Consider the following 20,461-nt stretch of genomic DNA (forward strand, 5'->3'; position numbering starts at 1 on the left):
TGCTAGAGCGACGGGATTCTCCCCTCGCGTCTGGGCGTCGTCCCAGCGCGAGGGGAGCCCTCGTATGGATGGAGCGACTCACCTGGCCTCAGCTTCACGCGCGACCAGGGGCGGACGCGGGCGCCGCCCGGCGCGTTCGTAGGCGGCTCGAAGGTCGGCCTTGACCTCGTCCTTCGCGGTGCGCAACCGGCTCGGCCGGTGCTCGACGAGGACCACGTCGTGCCGGTTCATCAGCGCGCGCCGGCGATAGGAGCGTTCCTGGTCCTCGGGTGACAGGTGGTACTCGACGGACTCGATCTCCCAGGCGACCGCCACCTCGTCGATCCACCCGTCCGGATCGAACAGCCGCTCGCCGGTCTCCAGATGGATCGCCCGATTCCACTCGACCCGCGGGAACGACTCCTCGGCGGCCATCTCGAGCGCGATCTCGCGAGCCCACGCCTCCGGGGCCGACCGGACACCGTCGCGGATCTCGACGAGCGCGATCCGCGGGAAGCGACTACCGCGCTGGCTGCCCACCGCGAGCTCCGCCGAGAGCCGTGGTTCGGTCGTGAACCCCCGCTGCACGGCCTCGGCGATGAGCGCCCGCACCGGGTCCAGGCGGCGCATTCGGCGCGCGGTGTCGAGGACGGCGCGCTCCAGTGGCGCGCACGGGAACCCGCCCCGGACGACTGCGGGGGGCGGCCTGTGCGTGCGTTCGAGCACCACGTCCCCGTCGTCGCTCCGGCGCCTCTCGTGGGGCACGAGAACGAGGAGCGTCGGCCCCTCGGGGAGCTTCGTCAGCCCGTAGCGCCGACAGGCGGCGGCGCCACTGATCACCGCTCCCTCGCCCGCCAGCCGTAGTGCACTGTCGAGGCGCTCCTCCTCGGTCGGCGCCCCTGACTGAAGCCGGACCTGCCCGCGCAGGCCCGGCTCCCACATCCCAGACTTCGTCCGAGCGGCGACGGTGCCCGATCCGACGCCCAGCTCGGCGAGCTCGGCCCGGCGGATCGCCCCGTGTGGCGCCGCCTCGCGAACGGCGCGCCAGTCGATTTTCGCTCTCTTCGGCACGTCCTGGTGACGCAGCTCTGGGCTGTCCGGATCCATTTGATTTCGCGAGGGGAGGATCCGGTCGCTCTAGCAGCGCGAGGGTTCCCCTCGTGCAGAGGGCAAGAGGGGGAAGAGCCCGGGCTACTTGACGATGTTCACCAGGCGGCCGGGCACCACGATCACCTTGCGCGGCTCCGCCCCCTCGAGCAGCTCCACGACCTTCTCCTCGGCCAGCGCAGCGGCCCGCACCTCGTCCTCCGACGCGGACGCCGGCACCGTGATCCGCGAGCGGACCTTCCCGTTGACCTGGATCGGGTACTCGACCGACTCCTCGACCAGCAGCGCCTCGTCCGCCACCGGGAACGGCGCGTAGGCCAGCGACTGCGGGTGGCCGAGCATCGACCACAGCTCCTCGGCCAGGTGCGGGCACAGCGGCGAGAGCATCAGCACCAGCGGCTCCGCGACCGACCGGTGCAGACCGCCCTCGGGGTAGGTCTTCGTCAGGTGGTTGGCCAGCTCGATCAGCTTGGCGGCCGCGGTGTTGTAGTGCATCGCCGGGAAGTCGGCGCGCACCCCGTCGATGGTGCGGTGCAGCAGGCGGAGCGTCTCCTGCGACGGCTCGCCGGCGTCGGCGACCCGCAGCGACCCGTTGTTCTCGTCGACCATCAGCCGCCACACGCGCTGCAGGAAGCGCTGCGAGCCGACGACGTCGCGCGTCGACCACGGGCGCGAGGCCTCCATCGGCCCGGTCGACATCTCGTAGAGCCGGAAGGTGTCCGCCCCGTAGGTCGCGCACATCTCGTCCGGGGTCACCACGTTCCGCAGCGACTTGCCCATCTTCCCGTACTCCCGGGAGACCGGCTCACCGTTCCACGTGAATCCACCCCCGGGCTCCTCCACGACCTCCTCGGCGGGCACGTAGACCCCCCGCGAGTCGGTGTAGGCCCACGCCTGGATGTAGCCCTGGTTGAACAGCCGGCGGAACGGCTCGGACGCGGAGACGTAGCCGAGGTCGAACAGCACCTTCTGCCAGAACCGCGCGTACAGCAGGTGCAGCACCGCGTGCTCGACGCCGCCGACGTAGAGGTCCACCCCGCCGGGGTCGTCGGGCCCGAAGACCTCGGGGCGCGGGCCGAGCCAGAACCGCTCGACGTCGGGGTCGACGAACCGCTCGGTGTTGGTCGGGTCCAGGTAGCGCAGGTGGTACCAGCACGAGCCGGCCCACTGCGGCATGGTGTTCGTCTCCCGGACGTACCGGGCCCACGCACGCTCCGGGTCCGACGCCAGGTCCTCGGAGAACGACGTCCACTCCGTCGCGCGGGCCAGCGGCGACTCGGGCGCGGAGTCGCGGTCGTCGGGCGCGAAGGTCTTGGGCGCGTACTCGTCGACGTCGGGCAGCAGCACCGGCAGGTCGGACTCGGGCAGCGCGCGCGGGATGGACGGCCCGCCGTCGGACTCGCCGTCCGCGGCGTAGGCCACCGGGAACGGCTCGCCCCAGTAGCGCTGGCGGCTGAACAGCCAGTCGCGCAGCTTGTACTGCACGACCGCCTCGCCGTCCCCGCGCCCGGCCAGCCACCCGATGATCGCGGCCTTGGCCTCGTCGACGCCCAGGCCGTTCAGCGAGATCTCGGAGTTCGCCGAGTTGATCGCGGCGCCCGCGCCGACGTAGGCCTCGCCGTCGAAGTCCTCAGGCGGCTGCACCGTCCGGCGGATCGGCAGGCCGAACACGCTCGCGAAGTCCCAGTCGCGCTGGTCCTGGCCGGGGACCGCCATGATCGCGCCGGTGCCGTAGCCCATCAGGACGTAGTCGGCGACGAAGACCGGCAGTTCCTCGCCGTTGACCGGGTTGACCGCCCAGGCCCCGGTGAAGACGCCGGTCTTGTCGCGGGCCTCCTGGCGCTCGAGGTCCGACCGGGACGCGACCACGCTGCGGTAGCCGGCGATGGCCGCCGTCGGGCTGTCCGCGCCGCCGGTCCACCGGCCGTCCAGGGCTGCCTCGCCGCCGGGCGACGGCCACGCCGACGGCACGATCGCGTCGACCAGCGGGTGCTCCGGGGCCAGGACCAGGTACGTCGCGCCGAACAGGGTGTCCGGCCGCGTCGTGAAGACCTCGATGTCCTGACCGGACACCGACTCGCGGAACCGCACCGACGCGCCCTGGGAACGGCCGATCCAATTGCGCTGCATGGACTTGACCGAGTCGGGCCAGTCGACGCCGTCCAGGTCGTCGGCCAGCCGGTCCGCATAGGCGGTGATCCGCATCATCCACTGACGCAGCTGGCGCCGGAAGACGGGGAAGTTGCCGCGCTCGGAGCGCCCGTCGGCGGTGACCTCCTCGTTGGAGAGCACCGTGCCCAACGCCGGGCACCAGTTCACGGGCGCGTCGTCCAGGTAGGCCAGGCGGTACCCGTCCAGCGTCCGGTCCTGCTCCGGCCGGGTCAGCTCCGACCACGCGCGGCCGTCCGGCAGCGACCGGGTCCCGGCGGCGAACTCGGCCTCGAGTTCGGCGATCGGCCGGGCCCGGCCGATCTCGGTGTCGAACCACGACCCGTGGATCTGCAGGAAGATCCACTGCGTCCAGCGGTAGAACTCGATGTCGGTGGTGGAGACCGACCGTCGCTTGTCGTGGGCCAGCCCCAGGCGGCGGATCTGGGCGCGGTAGCGCTCGATGTTCGCCTCGGTGGTGGCGCGCGGGTGCGTCCCGGTCTGCACCGCGTACTGCTCGGCCGGCAGCCCGAACGCGTCGAAGCCCATGGTGTGCAGCACGGTGCGCCCGGTCATGCGCATGAAGCGGCCGAGCACGTCGGTGCCGATGAAGCCCAGCGGGTGGCCGACGTGCAGTCCCGCACCGCTCGGGTACGGGAACATGTCCATCAGGTAGTACTTCTCGGCCGGGTCGAGCGTCTCGCCGTCGGACAGCGGTCCCTCGGGGTTCGGCGTCGAGAAGGTCTGCTCGGCCTCCCAGCGGTCCTGCCAGCGGGCCTCGATGTCGCTCGCCAGCGCCGCCGTGTAGCGGAACGGCGGGGTGCCGCGTCGGTCGGCGTCGGCGGTGGCGACGTCGGGCTGGGCGGTCACGGCGTTCCTCCTGGTCACCACGGATGCGCTGCGCCCGGCGCCCGCACGACGGGTGCGACGGCGACCGGGGCGGCCCGCGCCGACGGCGGACGTCTGGCCGCGGGTCTCTCGAAGGTCGAGCCTACTCTGGGGGCATGGTCGTCCCCGTCCTGGCCGCCGTGCTCGTCGTGGCCGCCGCCGCCGTCCTCGTCGTCGGGATCCTGGCGGCGACGCACCGCCTGCGCCGCAACCGTGTGATCGGGGTGCGGACCAGCTGGACGATGGCGCGGGTGGACTCGTTCCGCCGCGCCAACCGCGTCGCGGCACCCGCGTTCGTCGCGGCGGGCGTGGTGGGGGTCGGCGCCGGGACCGCCGCGGTACTGGCCCCGACGACGGCGGCCGGCGTGACGCTGCTCGTCGTCGGGCTCGTGGGGCTGGTGACGCTGCTCGGGGTCGGCGGCAGCGTCGGCGCCCGCTACGCCGAGGCCGACCGGGTCGAGACCCTCGAGGCCGAGAGCCGCGCCTCCGGTCCCTGCACGCTGGGCCAGGAGAGCGAGGAGCCGGCCGATGCGTGCGGGACGACCGCGGGCGCCTGCGGCGGGGCGTGCGCGCTGTGCCCGCGGGCCGGCGCCGCGGCGGGCGAGGAGGACGGCTGAGGCGCTACCGCCCTACCAGCCCCAGCTCCCCGGGCCGCCCTTGAACGGCCCGACGACGTCGGCGGTGATCCACCCGCCGTAGAACCCGCCGGGCTGCGGGACGACCCGCTCGCCGTCGAGCGTGATCTCGTCGAACGGCGCCGGGTAGAGCGAGACCCGGTCGGCGAGCTCCGGATAGGTCGCCGAGACGTCGCCCTCCGGGTACCACCAGCCGACCGCCTCGAGGACCGTCCCCGGCACGACGATGTCGACGTAGCGCGCGGTGCCCTTCCACTCGCACACCGTCCGGCGCTGCGCCGGCCGCAGGACGCCCTCGGCGAACGCGGTGCGGGGCAGGTAGAAGGTCGGCGGGTGGCTGGTCTCGAGGACCCTCACCAGGTCGGCGGTGTCGACGACGACCGTGCCGGCGAGGGTCACGACGGCGCGGCGGGTGTCCCGCTCGGCACGCGGCGGCCGGGGGTAGTCCCACACCGACTCCTGGCCCGGTCCCGGCTGCTCCCGCGTGATGCCCACCCCGCCGAGTGTGCGTGCGTTTCCGTGTCCTGGCACGGCAGAGACACAGCACGCCGACAGGGCACGCAGGTGCGCAGCTAATTGCGCGACGGCTCCGACACGTGCGTCGCGAGCAGCGCCAGCGGGACGCCCTGGCGGCGCAGGACACCGCCCCAGAGGTCGTGGCGCACCGGCGCGAGCAGGTCGTCGGGCAGCGCGGGCACGACGTACCAGTCGCCGCGTGAGATCTCCCCCGCGAGCTGCCCGCGGTCCCACCCGGAGTAGCCGGCGAACACCCGCAGGCCGCGCACCCGGGGGGCCAGCGAGCCCGGGTCGCCGTCGAGGTCGACCAGCGCCACCGGACCCCGCACCCCGACCACGCCCTCGGTCCGCTCCGGGTCCTGCCCGGTCCGCAGCGCGGCCAGGCACAGCGCCGTCTTCTGCTCCACCGGGCCGCCGACGAAGATCGCGTTCGGGCGCGTGGTGTACGGCCCCCAGGCGGGCAGGACGTCACCGACGGCGACCTCGCTCGGCCGGTTCAGCACGACCCCGAGCGTCCCCTCGGGTCGGTGGTCGATCACGAAGACCACCGAGCGGACGAAGTTCGGATCGGTGAGAGCGGGGGCGGCGACGAGGAGCGTGCCCGCCTCGACGGCGTCGGCCGAGCGTTCGGTGGGCTCGTCTCTCGTTCCCTCGGCCACGACCCCATCGTGGCACTCCGCCATGACGCCGGGCAGCCGGGCCACCCCCTCGTCACACCCCTCGTTCCCGTCCGGACGGAGGGGGACGGAGTCCGGTCCGGGCACCCGAGTCCGTTCCGCCGGGCGGGCGCGTAGCGTCACGGGTCGTGCCCGTTCCTCCCTCCGCACCGGAGCAGTGCTCGACGGTGCCCGGGCACGCCGACACTCCCCGGATCCGGCGCCGGGAGCTCGCGGCCCACCCCGGATTCGTGCGCCTGCTGGTGGTCCGCCTCGGCGCGCAGTGGGGCGACGGCGTCTTCCAGGCCGCCCTCGGCGGAGCGGTGCTGTTCAATCCCGAACGCCAGTCCGACCCGGTGCTCGTCGCCCTCGGCCTCGCCGTCGTGCTGCTGCCGTACTCGCTGGTCGGTCCGTTCGCGGGCGCGCTGCTCGACCGCTGGGACCGGCGCCGGGTCTTCGTCGTCGCCGGGCTGTGCAAGGCGGTGCTCACGCTGGCCACCGCCGCCGTGGTGGCCGCGGGCGTGACCGGCGCGTGGCTCTATCTCGGGGCGCTCGCGACCATCGGGGTCAGCCGGTTCGTGCAGGCCGGCCTCTCCGCGGCCCTTCCCCACGTCGTGACGCCCCGTCGGCTCGTAGCGGCGAACTCGCTGGTCACGACGAGCGGGGCGGTGGCCGCCGCGGTCGGGGCGTCCTGCGCGTTCGCCCTCACCGGGGTGATCGGCGCGGGCGACGCCGGGTCGGGCATCGCGACCGCCGCGTCGGTGGTCGGCTCGGCGGTGATCGTCGTCGTCGCGCTCGGTTTCGTCCGCGGCGCGCTCGGGCCCGACGGTGCCGCCCCCGACGAGACCGCGGTCCGGGCGGTGGGTGCGGTCGCCCACGGGCTGGCCGACGGCGCGCGGGCGGCCCGGTCCGCACCCGGCGTCGTGGCGGCGTTCTGGGCGGTCGCGGCGCACCGCCTGGCGTTCGGCGTCGCGACGCTGGTGATGCTGCTGCTCATGCGCCACGGCCTCACCGACTGGGGCCCGTTCCGAGCCGGGATGGCGGGCCTGGGCGAGACCGTCGCCGTCGCCGCCGCCGGGCTCGGCGTCGCCGCGGTCGTCACGCCCTGGCTCACCGCGCGGCTGGGCCGCCCGGCGACGGTGCGGATCATGCTGGTGCTCGCCGCCGCCGCGCTGCTGGCGTTCGGGCTGCCGATGACGATGCCCACGCTGCTCGCCGCGTCCTTCCTGCTCGGGCTCGTCGGGCAGGCGATCAAGCTCTGCTCGGACGCCGCGGTCCAGCGCGAGGTCGACGACGCGCACCGCGGCCGGGTGTTCGCGCTCTCCGACACCGTCTTCAACGTCACCTACGTCCTCGCCGTCGCCGCCGCGGCGCTGTTCTCGCCGCTGAACGGCCGCTCGGTCCCGCTGATCGCGGTCTCGGCGGGCATCTATCTGCTCGGACTGGTCGTCCACGAGGTCGCGCTGCGGACCGGGCGGCACCCCGGCGACACCCGCGGTCCCGACGGCGGGTCCCGGCAGGCCGGTGAGGTTCACGGCGGCAGCCAGCCCGGCGCGCCCTCGGTCGCCACGAGGTCGACCGCGCCGTCGCCGTCGACGTCCGTGAGCAGCACGTCCCAGCGGGCCGAGCCGGCGTCGGACGTCGCGTAGGCCCGCTCGGCGCGGCCGTCACCGTCCGCGTCCACGAGCAGCTGGTCGGCGGTCCCGTCGCCGTCGAGGTCGCACACCGTCTCGCGGGTCGCCGGGTCGTGGTCGGCCTCGACGACGGCCCCGTCGGGAACCCCGTCGCCGTCGGTGTCGATCACGGCCCGGGTGGACGCCTCCCGGCCGCGGACGTCGCTGAACCGGACCGCGCCGCCGACCGCCGCATCGGCCGGCGTGTCCCAGACCCCGCGGCCGGACGGGTCGGCGAAGATCCGCTCCGGGCGGCCGTCGTCGTCGAGGTCGAGCACCGCCCGGTCGGCCACGCCGTCGCCGTCGGAGTCCCAGAGCGCGTCGTCGACCCGCCCGTCGCCGTCGAAGTCGAGCCGGACCGCGTCGAGCCCGGCGACCGCCCCGCCGGGCAGGTCGAGGTCGGCGGGCGAGGCGTGCCGGTGCACGGGCCCGTGACCGGTGCCGAAGTGGTAGCGCACGGGATGTCGACGCGGGCCGGTGCCCGGCGGTTCCGGATCTCGCGGGGCCGCCGCCGAGGATGTGGAGTTGCTGACGTCCAGCGTCAGCGACGCCGCATCGCTGGCAACCGGAGCACCCCTACTCGGACAGGATCCCCTCCGCGCGCGCCCAGGCCAGCAGCTCCGCCTCGGCCTCGTCGCGGTCGAGCGGCCCCCGCTCGAGGCGGACGTCCTTGAGGTGCCGCCACGCACGGCCCACCACGGGACCGGGCTCCACCCCGAGCAGCTCCATGATCGCGTTGCCGTCGAGATCCGGGCGCACCCGCGCGAGGTCCTCCTCGGCGGAGATCCGCGCGATCCGCTCCTCGAGGTCGTCGTAGGTCCGCTGCAGCGCCGCCGCCCGCCGCTTGTTGCGCGTCGTGGAGTCCGAGCGCACCAGCTTGTGCAGCCGGTCGAGCAGCGGCCCGGCGTCGGTGACGTAGCGCCGGACGGCGGAGTCGGTCCACTCGCCCTTGCCGTAGCCGTGGAAGCGCAGGTGCAGGAAGACCAGCTGGGAGACGTCGTCGACCAGCGCCTTCGGGTAGCGCAGGTCCCGCAGCCGCTTGCGGGTCATCTTCGCGCCGACCACCTCGTGGTGGTGGAAGCTGACCCGGTTGCCGGACTCGACCTTGCGGGTGGCCGGCTTGCCGATGTCGTGCAGCAGCGCGGCGAGGCGCAGCGTGAGGTCCGGGCCGTCGGCCTCGCGGTCGATGGCCTGCTCCATGACCGTGAGCGAGTGCTCGTAGACGTCCTTGTGCTGGGCGTGCTCGTCGATCTCCAGGCGCATCGCCGGGACCTCGGGCAGCACGACGTCGGCGAGGCCGGTGTCGACCATGAGCTCGATCCCGCGCCGCGGGTGCGCGCCGAGGATCAGCTTGGTGAGCTCGGCCTGGACCCGCTCGGCGGTGATGCGGGCGAGCTGCGGGGCCATCGCGCTCATCGCCTCGCGCACCCGCGGCGCGACCTCGAACCCGAGCTGGGAGACGAAGCGGGCGGCCCGCAGCAGCCGCAGCGGGTCGTCGTCGAAGGAGCGCTCCGGCTCGACCGGCGTGTCGAGCACCCCGCGGGCCAGCGCGGCCAGCCCGCCGCAGGGGTCGACGAACGTGCGGTCGGGCAGTGACACGGCCATCGCGTTCGCGGTGAAGTCGCGCCGGACGAGATCGCCCTCCACGGTGTCCCCGAAGGCGACCACCGGGTTGCGGGTGACGCCGTCGTAGGAGTCCGCGCGGAACGTCGTGACCTCGAGGGTCACCCCGTGGCGGGCGAGGCCGATGGTGCCGAACTCGATCCCGGTCTCCCAGACCGCCTCCGCCCAGCCCGAGACGATCTTCTTGACGGCGGCCGGGCGCGCGTCGGTGGTGAAGTCGAGATCGCTGGAGAGCCGGCCGAGCAGGGCGTCCCGGACGCTGCCGCCGACGAGGTACAGGCGGTGCCCGGCCTCGGCGAACCGGCGGCCGAGCTCGTCGGCCACGGGGGAGTACCGCAGGAGCTCCACCACCGCAGTCTGACCGCCGTCCGGGGTCGCGCGCTGCGCATTCCCGGGCCCTGACAGGGCGGACGGCGATGTCGGCGAGGCGGTCTGAGCGGCTGATGGCACGGCGAGACAGCTTAACCCGGACAGGACGGTCACCCGGCCCACCACCCCGCGCGCGGCTCCCCACCCACGACCGTGTCACCGCCCGCCCACCGCCCGGTGCGACACCCCCGCCGGTCCGTCGTCGGCCGTACGATCGCGGAATGCCTCCGTCGTCGCGACGCTCGGCCGACCGCCGTCGGCGCGGCCCGCGGCGACGCATGCGCACGGTCGACGAGTACTCGGCCGGCGGGCTCGTCGTCGACTCCGGACGGGGCTGTGCCGCGCTGATCGGGCGGCTCGACCGGCGCGGCCGGCTGCTGTGGTCGCTGCCCAAGGGGCACATCGAGGACGGCGAGACCGCGGAACAGACGGCGGTGCGCGAGGTCGAGGAGGAGACCGGCATCATCGCGGCCGTGCAGGCCCCGCTCGGCAGCATCGACTACTGGTTCGTCGCCGAGGACCGGCGCGTGCACAAGACGGTGCAGCACTTCCTGCTCTCGGCGCGGGGCGGCGAGCTCTCCGACGAGGACGTCGAGGTCACCGAGGTCGCCTGGGTGCCCCTGGCCGAGCTCGGCTCCCGGCTGGCCTACGCCGACGAACGGCGGCTGGTGCGGCTGGCCGCGGAGATCCTGGAGGAGTCCGCGTGATCCCCCGAGGACCCGCGGCGGGGGCCGACCGGGTCCTCGTCCGGGGCGGGGCCGTCCTGGTCGTCGGCGTCGTGGCCGCGCTCGTCCTGCTCCTGCCGGGGCTCGCCGCCGCCCAGGACGCCACGCCGGGGTCGGTGACCCTCACCCTCGACAGCACCGTCCCCCGCATCGTCACCTCGGACGGCCCGCCCGAGCTCGTCGTCACCGGTCACGTCGACAACCACGGCGCGACGCCGGTGCGCGACGTCGGGGTGCGGGTGCAGCGCGGCGACTCGGTGGCCACCGACCGCGAGGTCGGGCACGCCCTCGACGGGTCGGTGTCCGCGGACGGGCCCGGCGGGGCGGCCCCGGCGTTCACCCCGGTCGCCGAGGAACTGGACCCCGAGGCCGACGTGCCGTTCACCGTCCGTGTACCGCTGCGCGGGCCGGCCGACTCGTCGCTGGCCCTCGCGACGCCGGGCGTGTACCCGCTGGTCGTGGACGTCAACGGCACCCCCGGGACGGCGGGTGCTCCCGCCCGGGTCGCGTCCGACCGGATGCTGCTGCCCGTCACCGGGGTGCCCGGCGGCGCCGGCGCGCCGGTCCCGGCTCCGGGGCGCGCCCCCACCACGTCCGTGCTCTGGCCGCTGGCCGACCAGCCGCGGCGCCTCCCGGTCCCGCCGGGCGCCCCGGCACTGCTCGCCGACGACAGCCTGGCGACCTCGTTCGCCCCCGGCGGCCGCCTCGAGGGCCTGGTGGCCGCGCTCGACCGCTCCGCCCCGCTCGGCAGCCCCGCCGCCGCGTCGGTCTGCCTCGCGGTGGACGCCGACCTGCTCGAGACCGCCGCGGACATGAGCGGCGGCTACCAGGTGCGCACGCCCACCGGCTCCCGGCCGGGCGCGGGCGCGGCGGCCGCGGGCGCGTGGCTCGCCTCGGTCCGCGACGCCGCGCGCGGCCGCTGCGTGGTGGCGCTGCCCTACGCGAACGCCGACCTGCTCGCGACCTCCCGCGGGAACATGAGCGACCTCACGACGGCGGCCCGCACGCTCGGCGAGCGCCGGGTCGCCGACCTGCTCGGCACGCCCGTCGTGCCGGACGCCACGGTGCCCGCGGGCGGGCTGGTCGACGAGCGCAGCCTCGCCGACCTCGCCGGCGGTGGCGCCCGGTCGCTGGTCCTCGACGGCGCGACGCTCGCGGGCGGGGTCCCGCCGGGCGCGGTCGGGCGCTTCGCCGGGGAGAGCGGCGCCGCCCCGCTCGCCCTGGCCACGGACCCGCTCGCCCGCGAGGCCCTCGCGCCCCGGCCCACCGCGTCCGACGGCTCGACGAGCCCGGCCGGGACCGGTGCGGGCCTCTCGACCGAGGACGCGCTGGGCGTCGTCACCCTCCGGGCGCTGGCCCCCACCCCGGTCCCCGCGACCACCGTGCTCGCCCCGCCCGCCGACTGGGCCGCGAACGAGGCCGAGGCGAGTGCCCTGCTCAGCGGCGTCGGCGACCTCGCCCGCCGCGGCCTGACCGTCCCCGTCGACGCCGGCACGCTGCTCACCACCGGAGCGGCGCGGGGCGCGGCGCTCCCGCCCGTCGTCCTGGGCCCGGGTGACCGGTCCGGGGTCTCCGACCAGTCCACGGCCGTCCTCGACGAGATCCGCGGAGTGCGCGACGACCAGCGGGATCTGCTGGCCGCGAGCCGGCAGGACCATACCGGGGCACCCACGCCGTCGGACTACGTCGAACCGCTGACCGGCGCGCTGCTGCGCAGCCTCTCCGCCGCCGGACGGGGGGAGCCGGCGCTGCAGCAGGCCGCCGCGAACGACGTCGCCGCGCAGATGCACACCCTCCGCGGCCTGGTCCGGGTGGTGCAGCCGGCCGGCACGTACTCCCTCGGGTCGAGCGACGCGCCGCTGCTGCTCACGGTCGAGAACCAGCTGCCGGTCGCGGTGGACGTCACGGTCGCGCTCGAGCCGACCCCGGGCGTGCGGGTGTCCCCGGTCCCGGTGCGTCAGGTGCCCGCGTTCGGGAGCGTGCAGTTCCAGGTGGCGCTCGACGTCGGGCGCTCCGGGCAGTTCACGGTGGACGCCACGGCTCGCACGCCCGGGGGTGATTCACTCGGGCCGACGAGTCGTCTGCTGCTGCGATCGACCGCCTACGGCACCATCACGGTGTGGTTGACCGCGTCCGCAGCCGTCGTGCTGGTGACCCTGGCGAGCCTGCGGGTGGCTCGCCGGGTGCGCCGGGCGCGACAGGACCGGCGGTCCCGGCCCAGCCCGCGGCACGCGACCGGTCCGATCCCGACGGTGGATCCGGACGGCACGGCGACGACGGGTACCGGCCCGACGACGGGCGGGGCGGCGCAGGACGGGGACACCTCGACGGGCGGACCGGGCCGCCAGCTGCAGGACCGATGACCGCGCGCCCCGACCGCGGCGCGCCCCATCCGACGCGCCCGGGTCCCGACGACGGCCCCGGCCGACCGGACGACCGCGACCCCGAGGACCAGGGTCCCGACGGCCGGCGCTCCGGCGCGCCGGCCCCCGGTGACGACCTCGCCGTCGTGCCGCCCCCGCCGCCACCGGCCGACGGCATCGTGCCGCCACCGCCCGCCCCCGAGCACCCGGTCACCCGGGCCTCCGGGCCGCCCGGACGTGCCCCCGAGCAGCCGCTGCGCGACGGCCGCGGGCCGTTCCCGCCGCGCGGCGGGCCCGGCGCGCCGCCGCCCGGTCCGCCGGACGGGCGTGCTCCGGGCCGTCCGGCCGGACCACCGCCCGGCCGGGGTCCCGGTCGCGGTCCGGGTGGCCCGGGCGGTCCGGCTCCCGGACAGGGCCCGCCGCCGGGCCGTGGACCGGCGGCGCCGCCGCGCGGACCGGGGCCGCCCGGATCGGGTCCCCCCGGTCCCCCGCCACGAGGCCCGGCCGGACCCCCGCCCGGGGGACCCGGGTCCCCCGCCGGCGGTCGCGCGCCCGACCCGGGCGCGACCCGACCCATCGATCCCGCCGGCCCCGAGGCCGAGACCGTGCCGGGCCGGGCGCTCCCGGGCCGCGCCGCGATCCCGCCCGCCGACCGGACGACCGAGACCAACGTCGTGCCCGGCCGCGTCGAGGAGGCGACGGCCCGGATGGCGGCCCTCGCCACCCAGGGCGGGACCGACCGGTCCGCCCCGCTCGCCTCCTGGACCGTCGGCGACTCGCCGGACGAGACCGTGCTGCTCCCGCGCCCGCCGCTGGAGCAGGACGCGCCCGCTGTCCCGGCGCCCCGCACCCCGAGCGACGACCGGGACGACTCCTCGCTGGTCAAGGCCTCCAGCGGGATGGCGGTGGCGACGCTCGTCAGCCGCCTCACCGGCTTCCTGCGCACGCTCGCGCTGGCCGCGACCATCGGCCTCGGGCTGGTCGGCAGCTCGTTCAACATCGCGAACACGCTGCCGAACATCATCTTCGAGCTGCTGCTGGGCGGCGTGCTGACCAGCGTCGTCATCCCGGTGCTGGTCCGCGCCGCGAAGGAGGACGGCGACGACGGCGACGGGTTCGCCCAGAAGCTGCTGACCGGGGCCGCCGTGGTCCTGTTCGTCGCGACGGTGATCGCGGTCCTCGCGTCGCCCCTGCTCATCCAGCCCTACATCGAGAACGAGGCGAACCGGCCGCTCGCCACCGACTTCGCCTACCTGCTGCTGCCGCAGATCTTCTTCTACGGCATGGGAGCGCTCTTCGGCGCGATCCTCAACGCGCGCGCCGTGTTCGGGCCCGCCGCCTGGGCGCCGGTCCTCAACAACGTCGTCGTGCTCATCTCGCTGGCGATCTACTGGGTGCTCCCGAGCCCGACCGACGGCAGCCCGATCAGCACCACACAGCTGCTGGTGGTGGGCGTCGGCAGCACCGTCGGCATCCTGCTGCAGGCCGCCGTGATGCTGCCGGCGATGCGGCGCACCGGGTTCCGCTGGCGGTGGCGGTTCGGCTGGGACCCGCGGCTGTCCTCGTTCGGCGGCCTCGCCGCGTGGGTCATCGCCTACGTCGTGGTGAGCCAGATCGGGCTCACCGTGATCCTGCGGGTGGCGTTCAACGCCAGCGACGGCGGCCCGTCGATCTACTCCAACTCGTGGCTGCTCATCCAGGTCCCCTACGGCGTGCTCGGGGTCTCCCTGCTGACGGCGCTCATGCCGCGGATGAGCGCGGCGGCGGCGAACGGCCGGCTGGACCAGGTGGTCGAGGACCTCTCGCTCGGCTCCCGGCTCTCCACCGTGACGCTGCTGCCGGTGAGCGTCATCCTCACCGTCTTCGGCTCGCAGCTCGGCGTCGCGATGTTCTCCGTCGGCAAGTCCGGCGGGGCGTCGGCGGAGGCCCTCGGCGCCGCGCTGGCGTCCTCGGCGTTCGGACTGCTGCCGATGGCCGTGGTCATGCTGCAGCTGCGCGTCTTCTACGCGATGGCGGACGCCCGCACGCCGACGCTGATCATGGTGATCATGACGGCGGTGAAGGTGCCGCTCGCGTACCTGTGCCCCGTCCTGCTGGCCCCCGACCAGGTCGTGCTCGGCCTGGCCGCGGTCAACGCGTTCGGGTTCGTGGTCGGCCTCGTGGTCGGCGACATCTGGCTGCGGCACCGGATCGGCCGGCTCGACACCCGCCGGGTCGCCCGCACCATCCTGCTCACCGGGATCGCCTCGGTGGTGTCGGTGCTGACCGCCGTCGTCGTGGTCACCCTGCTCGAACGCCTCCTCGGGGGTGCCGGGACGATCGCGAAGGCCTGGTTGTCCGTGGGTGTGGGCGGGCTCGTCTCGCTCGGCGTGCTCGTGGTCGCGATGCGGCTGCTGCGCGTCCCCGAGCTCGACCCGGTGGTCTCGCGCCTGCGTCGCCTCGTCGCCCGGTGACGGGCAGGTCACGGCCCCGGGGGTTGCCCCGTCGTGACAGGTGTCGCCGGGACGCGCCGGGTCCACGACGCCCGGGCCCGTGTCCCGTACGCTCGGGGCCCCGAACAGGGGTGCGCGGCCCGGGGTACGAGGCTGCGCCGGGGGTGTCGGAAATGCGCCGGAGGTGAGGGGTGGACGACGCGATGGCCGGCCGCCGCGCGCCAGGGGCACCGCGAGGCGCCGTCGCCGAGTCGTCCGGACCGGTGGACGCCCCCGACGAGGACGAGATGCCGCCCGACCCCGCCCCTGACGGCGAGACCCCGGCCGGCGAGCACCTCGAGGACGGCGCGACCGGCCCGGGCGAGGCGCCCGACGGCCCGTCCGCGAACGACGACGACTCCCCGACGACGGCCGTCCCCCCGGTGAGCGGCGGCAGCCCCGGGATCGACGGCCCGACGACGTTCATGCCGGGCGGCAGCCGCCGCGGCGGCACCGGCCGACCCAGCCCGGGACGCCGCGGTGACTCCGGGCGGCGCGAGGGGAACGGCGCCTCCGGCCGCCGTCCGGCCGCGCCGTGGGGCCCGCGCGCTCCCGCCTCCGGCCCGATCCCGGTCGGTCGCGGCGGCGCGATCGTGCCGGGCACGGTCATCGCCGACCGCTACCGGCTGGTCGCCGAGGTCGGCCGCGACCGCTCCGCGGACGCCGTGCTGTGGCGGGCCCGGGACACCACGCTCGAGCGCGACGTCGCGATGACGTTGCTGGTCGGCGGCTGGCAGGCCGACGCGCGGGCGTCGTCGGCGCTCTCCCGCGCGACCCGCTCCGCCCACTTCTCCCACCGCCACGCCGCCCGCGTGCTCGACGTCATCCAGCCCGGCTCGACCCGGCTGCCCTCCGGGGTCCTGGGCGCGGCGGTCGCCGAGTGGACCCCCGGCCGCGACCTCGCCGAGCTCGTCGCGGGCGGCCCGCTGAGCCCCAGCGCCGCACTGCGGGTGGTCGAGCCGCTCGCGCAGGCGGTCGCCGACGCCCACCGCGCCGGCCTCGTCCTCGGGATCGACCACCCGCAGCGCGTCCGGGTCACCGCCCGGGCGAACGCGCGGTTGGCGTTCCCGATGCCGCGCGGCGAGGCGACGGTCGACGACGACGTCCGCGGCCTCGGCTGCGCGCTGTACCTGCTGCTCACCGCCCGCTGGCCCTCCGCCGACGGGAGCACCCCCGCGGGTCTGAAGGCCGCGACGCGGACCGCCTCCGGGGCCCCCGTCGGGGTCCGTGACCTGCGGCCCGGGCTCCCCGTCGGGCTGGCCGCGCTCGTCGACCGGACCCTGGACGACACCGGCGGCATCCGCACCGCGGCCGCGGTGCACGGCCTGGTGCGCCAGCTGCGGGAGGGCGCCGAGGACGACGGCGTGCTGCTGCCGCTGACCGAGGACGGCGTCCAGCTCGACGACGGCGGGAGCACCGTCTGGCACCCGGACGACGACGACGCCCCCGAGGAGCGCGACCCCGCGACCCGCCGCAAGCTGCGCATCGGCGTGACGCTGCTGGTCGTGGCCGTCCTGGCGATCATCGGGTTCGTCGCGTTCCAGGCCGTCTCGCTCGTCGGGGGCGGACCCTCGTCGGGACCACCGCTGGTCATCCCCACCTCCGCCGCGCCCGCCGCCGCACCGGCGACACCGGGGCAGCCGGCCGCCCCCGCCCCGTCGCCCGCCCCCGCGCCCACCGGGCCGGTGCAGCTGTCCAGCATCGCGGTGTACGACCCCTCCGGGGACCCGGACGACCCGGGCAAGGTGGGCCGGGCGGCGGACAACGACCCCGGCTCGACCTGGTCGACCTCGCAGTACGACCAGCAGTTCCCCTCGCTCAAGCAGGGCATCGGGCTCATGACGACCTTCCGGACGCCGTCCAAGGTCTCCCAGGTGATCATCCGGTCGCCCAGCCCGGGCACGAAGATCGAGATCCGCTCGGCCGCCGCGCCGAACGTCCCGCTGGCGCAGACCCAGCTGCTGGGCACGGGCACGGTGTCCGGGGACACCACGACGATCCCGCTGCAGGCGATGCCCGCCCCGACCGGGAACCTGCTCGTCTGGATCACCGGGCTGGCCCAGTCGGGCGATCAGTACCGCAGCCAGATCGCCGAGGTCACGGTGATCGGCGGGAGCTGATCGGGCCCGGTTCGTCCGAACCGCACCCTTCCCGGGCGGGCCGCGTCTAGCGTCCGCTGCGTGGCCGACCCACGCTCCGACCAGGAGCTCATGGCCGCCCACGTGGCGGGCGACACCCGCGCGTTCGACGAGATCTTCCGCCGGCACGGGGAGCGCCTGTGGGCGTTCGCGGTCCGCACCCTCGGGGACTCCCACGAAGCTTCGGACGCGGTGCAGGAGGCGTTCCTGTCCGCCTTCCGCGCGGCGGCCCGGTGGCGCGGCGAGGCCTCGGTCTCCACGTGGCTGCACCGGATCGTCTTCAACGCCTGCCTCGACCGCGTCCGGCGGCGGCGCAGCCATCAGGCCGACCCGTTGGACGAGGACGCCGACCTGCCGATGCCCCGGGACCCGATGGCGGACCGCATGACCGTCCTGGCGGTCGACGAGGCCCTCGGGCGGCTTCCGCTCGCCCAGCGCGCGGCGGTGGTGCTCATCGACATGGAGGGACTCTCGATCGCCGAGACCGCGCAGGTCCTGGGCGTGCGGGAGGGGACGGTGAAGAGCCGGGCGGCGCGGGGTCGGTACCGGCTCGCGGTACTCCTCGGGCACCTGCGTCCCGGCGCAGGGAACGACGACGGCCCCGCGGACGTCGAACCCCCGGGAGGCGACGTGTCGAGCCGTGCGGGAGGTGAGCGATGACGGAGGGATACGGCGGCGGCCGGGAGGACCCGGCGACCGACGACGCGGCGCGCCGTCACGGCGACGGCGAGGCGCCGCGGCCGGGCGAGGAGGACCTGTTCGCGGCGCTCGAGCGCACCCGGGCGGAGCTCGGCGCCGCGCCGGCTCCGCGCCCGCCCGAGGACTTCGCATCCCGGATGCAGGCCGCGCTCGCCGCTGAACGGTCCGCCGGCGGGCCCCCGGCGACCGCCGCCGGCGGGCCCGGCCACCCCAAGCCCCGGGCCCTGCGCGCCGGTCGGACCCGGTCCCGCCCGCCCGGACGACCCGGCCCGCCGTCGCGCCGGCGCCGGGTCGTCGCCGGGGGCGTCGTCGCCCTGGCGGTCGCGGCCGCCGTGGTGGCCGGCCTCGCCGTCGGGACCTCCTCGCCCGGAAGCCCGGCGCCGACCGCCGCGCCCCCCGTGACGACGGGTCCGGCGAGCACCCCGAGCCCGGTGCCGGTGTCCGGCGCGGACCCGGTCCGGGCCCTGCGCAGTGGTCTCGGGGCACGGGATCCCGGGCCGCTGTCCGACCCGGCCCGCCGCTCCGCGTGCCTGGTCGCGCACGGTCTCCCGGCCGACACCGTGCCGGTGGGGAGCCGGCAGGTGCTCGTCGACGGGACCCCCGGCACGCTGCTGGTCCTGCCGACCGGGCGGGCGGCGCGGTTCCGGCTGCTCGCCGTCGGTCCGGCGTGCGCGCCCGGGAGCCCGTCGACCCTCGTCGACCTCACGGTGGGCGGGTGAGTGCTGATCAGCACGGGCCGTGGGGAATCCTGGACCCGTGGCGGACGTTGCAGCGGGCGTGAGTGAGCAGACGATCCACGACGTGATCATCGTGGGTTCCGGACCGGCGGGATACACCGCGGCGACCTACTCGGCGCGGGCACAGCTCGACGTCGTGGTCTTCGAGGGCAGCCAGTTCGGCGGTGCCCTCATGACGACGACCGAGGTCGAGAACTACCCCGGCTTCGCCGAGGGCATCCAGGGCCCGGAGCTCATGGACCAGATGCGCCGGCAGGCCGAGCGGTTCGGCGCCGAGCTGCGCCCGGAGGACGTCGACGCGCTCGACGTGACGGGTGACGTGAAGACGGTCACCGTCAACGGCGCGACCCATCGCGCGCGGGCCGTGATCCTGGCCATGGGCGCCGCACCGCGCTACGTCGGCGTGCCCGGCGAGGAGAAGCTCCTCGGGCACGGCGTGAGCGCCTGTGCGACCTGTGACGGCTTCTTCTTCCGCGACCACGACATCGTGGTGGTCGGCGGCGGCGACTCCGCGATGGAGGAGGCGACGTTCCTCACGCGCTTCGCCCGATCGGTGACGATCGTGCACCGTCGCGAGGAGTTCCGCGCCTCCGGGATCATGCTGGACCGCGCCCGGAAGGACGAGAAGATCTCGTTCCGGACGAACGCCGTGGTCACCGAGGTCCTCGGGGACAACGCCGTCAGCGGGGTCCGGCTGCGCGACGTCGTCACCGGCGAGGAGGACACGCTGGAGGTCACCGGGATGTTCGTCGCCATCGGCCACGACCCGCGCTCCACGCTGGTGTCCGGCCAGGTCGACACCGACGACGAGGGCTACGTGCTGGTCGACACGCCGAGCACGCACACCAACCTCGCGGGCGTGTTCGCGTGCGGCGACCTCACCGACAAGACCTACCAGCAGGCGGTCACGGCGGCCGGCAGCGGCTGCACCGCCTCGATCGACGCCGAGCGCTGGCTGGCCGAGCAGTCCGCCACCCCGACGCCGGAGACCTCGCCGAAGCCGACCGTGGACTCCGAGCTCACCCCGGAGCTCGACGCCGTCGGCTCCTGAGCGCCCGCGTCAACCCCGTTCCGACACCCGACCGAGCACCCGCTCGACCGACGATCTACAGGAGGATCCCACGATGGGCAGCCCCGTCACCGTCACCGACTCCACCTTCTCCGACGAGGTGCTGAGCAGCGACAAGCCCGTCCTGGTCGACTTCTGGGCGACCTGGTGCGGTCCCTGCAAGATGGTCGCGCCGGTCCTCGAGGAGATCGCCGCGGAGCACGGTGACAAGCTCACCGTCGCCAAGCTGGACATCGACCAGAACCAGGCGACCGCGCGCGACTACCAGGTCATGTCGATCCCGACGATGATCGTGTTCCAGGGCGGCAAGCCGGTGAAGCAGATCGTGGGCGCGAAGCCGAAGGCCGCGCTGCTCAACGACCTCTCCGACGTCCTGAGCTGAGCCGTTCCCGACACCCGCACGCCGGGTCCGGACCCCGTCCGGGCCCGGCGTCGGCATGTCCGGAGCCGGATGGCCGACCCCTCCCGCGGTGCCGGTCCGTGAGGCGGTGAGCCCGAACCGTGACCCTCCGGCACGGGCCCGATGCCGGGTGCTGACGGGTCGGCAAGGCACAATGAGACCCCGGTGAACCGAGGGGACGGTCAGTTCGGCCACGCTCACGTGGGTGTCCGGACGCCATGTCGGGTCACCGTCAGGAAGTCCGTGAAGGGGACGGGAGCGACGG

Annotated in this window: 16 protein-coding genes; 10 read left to right on the forward strand and 6 right to left on the reverse strand. The window is 75.4% G+C overall.

The genetic code is table 11. The features are described from left to right. Window positions 1-78: 78 nt before the first annotated feature. Together LQ327_RS06840 and LQ327_RS06845 are read right to left on the reverse strand one after the other, a co-directional pair. A complete protein-coding gene (locus LQ327_RS06840) occupies window positions 79-1,050 on the reverse strand; it encodes a hypothetical protein (RefSeq protein ID WP_230730755.1) in 972 nt (323 codons plus the stop codon). A gap of 120 nt (window positions 1,051-1,170) precedes the next feature. After that, window positions 1,171-4,104 (reverse strand): leucine--tRNA ligase, encoded by a 2,934-nt coding sequence (locus tag LQ327_RS06845; RefSeq protein ID WP_230730757.1) that lies wholly within the window; start codon window positions 4,102-4,104, stop codon window positions 1,171-1,173. A 134-nt stretch (window positions 4,105-4,238) separates the two neighbouring features. Here LQ327_RS06845 and LQ327_RS06850 point away from each other — a divergent pair, with 134 nt between their 5' ends. After that, a complete protein-coding gene (locus tag LQ327_RS06850) occupies window positions 4,239-4,739 on the forward strand; it encodes an SdpI family protein (protein WP_230730759.1) in 501 nt (166 codons plus the stop codon). A 12-nt stretch (window positions 4,740-4,751) separates the two neighbouring features. On the opposite strand, the gene LQ327_RS06855 is transcribed toward LQ327_RS06850, so the two are convergent. Both LQ327_RS06855 and LQ327_RS06860 read right to left on the reverse strand, forming a co-directional pair. Continuing rightward, window positions 4,752-5,252, reverse strand: coding sequence for a DUF427 domain-containing protein (locus tag LQ327_RS06855; protein ID WP_230730760.1), 501 nt, complete (start codon window positions 5,250-5,252; stop codon window positions 4,752-4,754). Between the two features lie 77 nt (window positions 5,253-5,329). Continuing rightward, entirely contained in the window at window positions 5,330-5,956 is a 627-nt protein-coding gene (locus tag LQ327_RS06860) for a YqgE/AlgH family protein (protein WP_230733119.1), read from the reverse strand. Between the two features lie 122 nt (window positions 5,957-6,078). On the opposite strand from LQ327_RS06860, the gene LQ327_RS06865 reads away from it, so the two are divergent. Beyond that, window positions 6,079-7,578, forward strand: a complete 1,500-nt coding sequence (locus LQ327_RS06865; RefSeq protein ID WP_230730761.1) for an MFS transporter — start codon at window positions 6,079-6,081, stop codon at window positions 7,576-7,578. On the opposite strand, the gene LQ327_RS06870 is transcribed toward LQ327_RS06865, so the two are convergent. Both LQ327_RS06870 and LQ327_RS06875 read right to left on the reverse strand, forming a co-directional pair. After that, on the reverse strand, window positions 7,461-8,060 hold the full coding sequence (locus LQ327_RS06870) for a hypothetical protein (protein WP_230730762.1): 600 nt from the start codon (window positions 8,058-8,060) through the stop codon (window positions 7,461-7,463). The two genes, LQ327_RS06865 and LQ327_RS06870, sit on opposite strands and share 118 nt — an antisense overlap. Window positions 8,061-8,178: 118 nt before the next feature. Then, a complete protein-coding gene (locus tag LQ327_RS06875; protein WP_230733121.1) occupies window positions 8,179-9,630 on the reverse strand; it encodes a CCA tRNA nucleotidyltransferase in 1,452 nt (483 codons plus the stop codon). Between the two features lie 185 nt (window positions 9,631-9,815). Between LQ327_RS06875 and LQ327_RS06880 the strand changes: the two genes are divergently transcribed. From LQ327_RS06880 to trxA, 8 genes are all read left to right on the forward strand, one after another. After that, window positions 9,816-10,301, forward strand: coding sequence for an NUDIX hydrolase (locus LQ327_RS06880; RefSeq protein WP_230730763.1), 486 nt, complete (start codon window positions 9,816-9,818; stop codon window positions 10,299-10,301). Continuing rightward, window positions 10,298-12,682, forward strand: a complete 2,385-nt coding sequence (locus LQ327_RS06885; protein ID WP_230730764.1) for a hypothetical protein — start codon at window positions 10,298-10,300, stop codon at window positions 12,680-12,682. Before LQ327_RS06880 ends, LQ327_RS06885 begins: the two co-directional genes overlap by 4 nt. Then, the gene (murJ, locus tag LQ327_RS33720; RefSeq protein WP_269069169.1) at window positions 12,679-15,135 is read left to right on the forward strand and encodes a murein biosynthesis integral membrane protein MurJ; all 2,457 of its coding nucleotides are present in this window, start codon (window positions 12,679-12,681) and stop codon (window positions 15,133-15,135) included. Before LQ327_RS06885 ends, murJ begins: the two co-directional genes overlap by 4 nt. Window positions 15,136-15,305: 170 nt before the next feature. Continuing rightward, window positions 15,306-17,273 carry a protein kinase family protein gene (locus tag LQ327_RS06895; protein ID WP_230730765.1) on the forward strand — a complete coding sequence of 656 codons (1,968 nt, stop codon included), beginning with the start codon at window positions 15,306-15,308 and terminating at the stop codon, window positions 17,271-17,273. Window positions 17,274-17,363: 90 nt separating this feature from the next. Beyond that, window positions 17,364-17,951, forward strand: a complete 588-nt coding sequence (sigM, locus tag LQ327_RS06900; protein WP_230733125.1) for an RNA polymerase sigma factor SigM — start codon at window positions 17,364-17,366, stop codon at window positions 17,949-17,951. After that, a complete protein-coding gene (locus tag LQ327_RS06905) occupies window positions 17,948-18,709 on the forward strand; it encodes an RsmA family anti-sigma factor (RefSeq protein ID WP_230730767.1) in 762 nt (253 codons plus the stop codon). The genes sigM and LQ327_RS06905 overlap by 4 nt, the downstream gene beginning before the upstream one ends. A 58-nt stretch (window positions 18,710-18,767) precedes the next feature. Further along, the gene (trxB, locus tag LQ327_RS06910; protein WP_230730769.1) at window positions 18,768-19,778 is read left to right on the forward strand and encodes a thioredoxin-disulfide reductase; all 1,011 of its coding nucleotides are present in this window, start codon (window positions 18,768-18,770) and stop codon (window positions 19,776-19,778) included. 73 nt (window positions 19,779-19,851) lie between these two features. Beyond that, window positions 19,852-20,178, forward strand: a complete 327-nt coding sequence (gene trxA / locus LQ327_RS06915; protein WP_230730780.1) for a thioredoxin — start codon at window positions 19,852-19,854, stop codon at window positions 20,176-20,178. Window positions 20,179-20,461: the final 283 nt, after the last annotated feature.

This window comes from Actinomycetospora endophytica, assembly GCF_021026375.1.
Taxonomy (GTDB): Bacteria; Actinomycetota; Actinomycetes; order Mycobacteriales; family Pseudonocardiaceae; genus Actinomycetospora; species Actinomycetospora endophytica.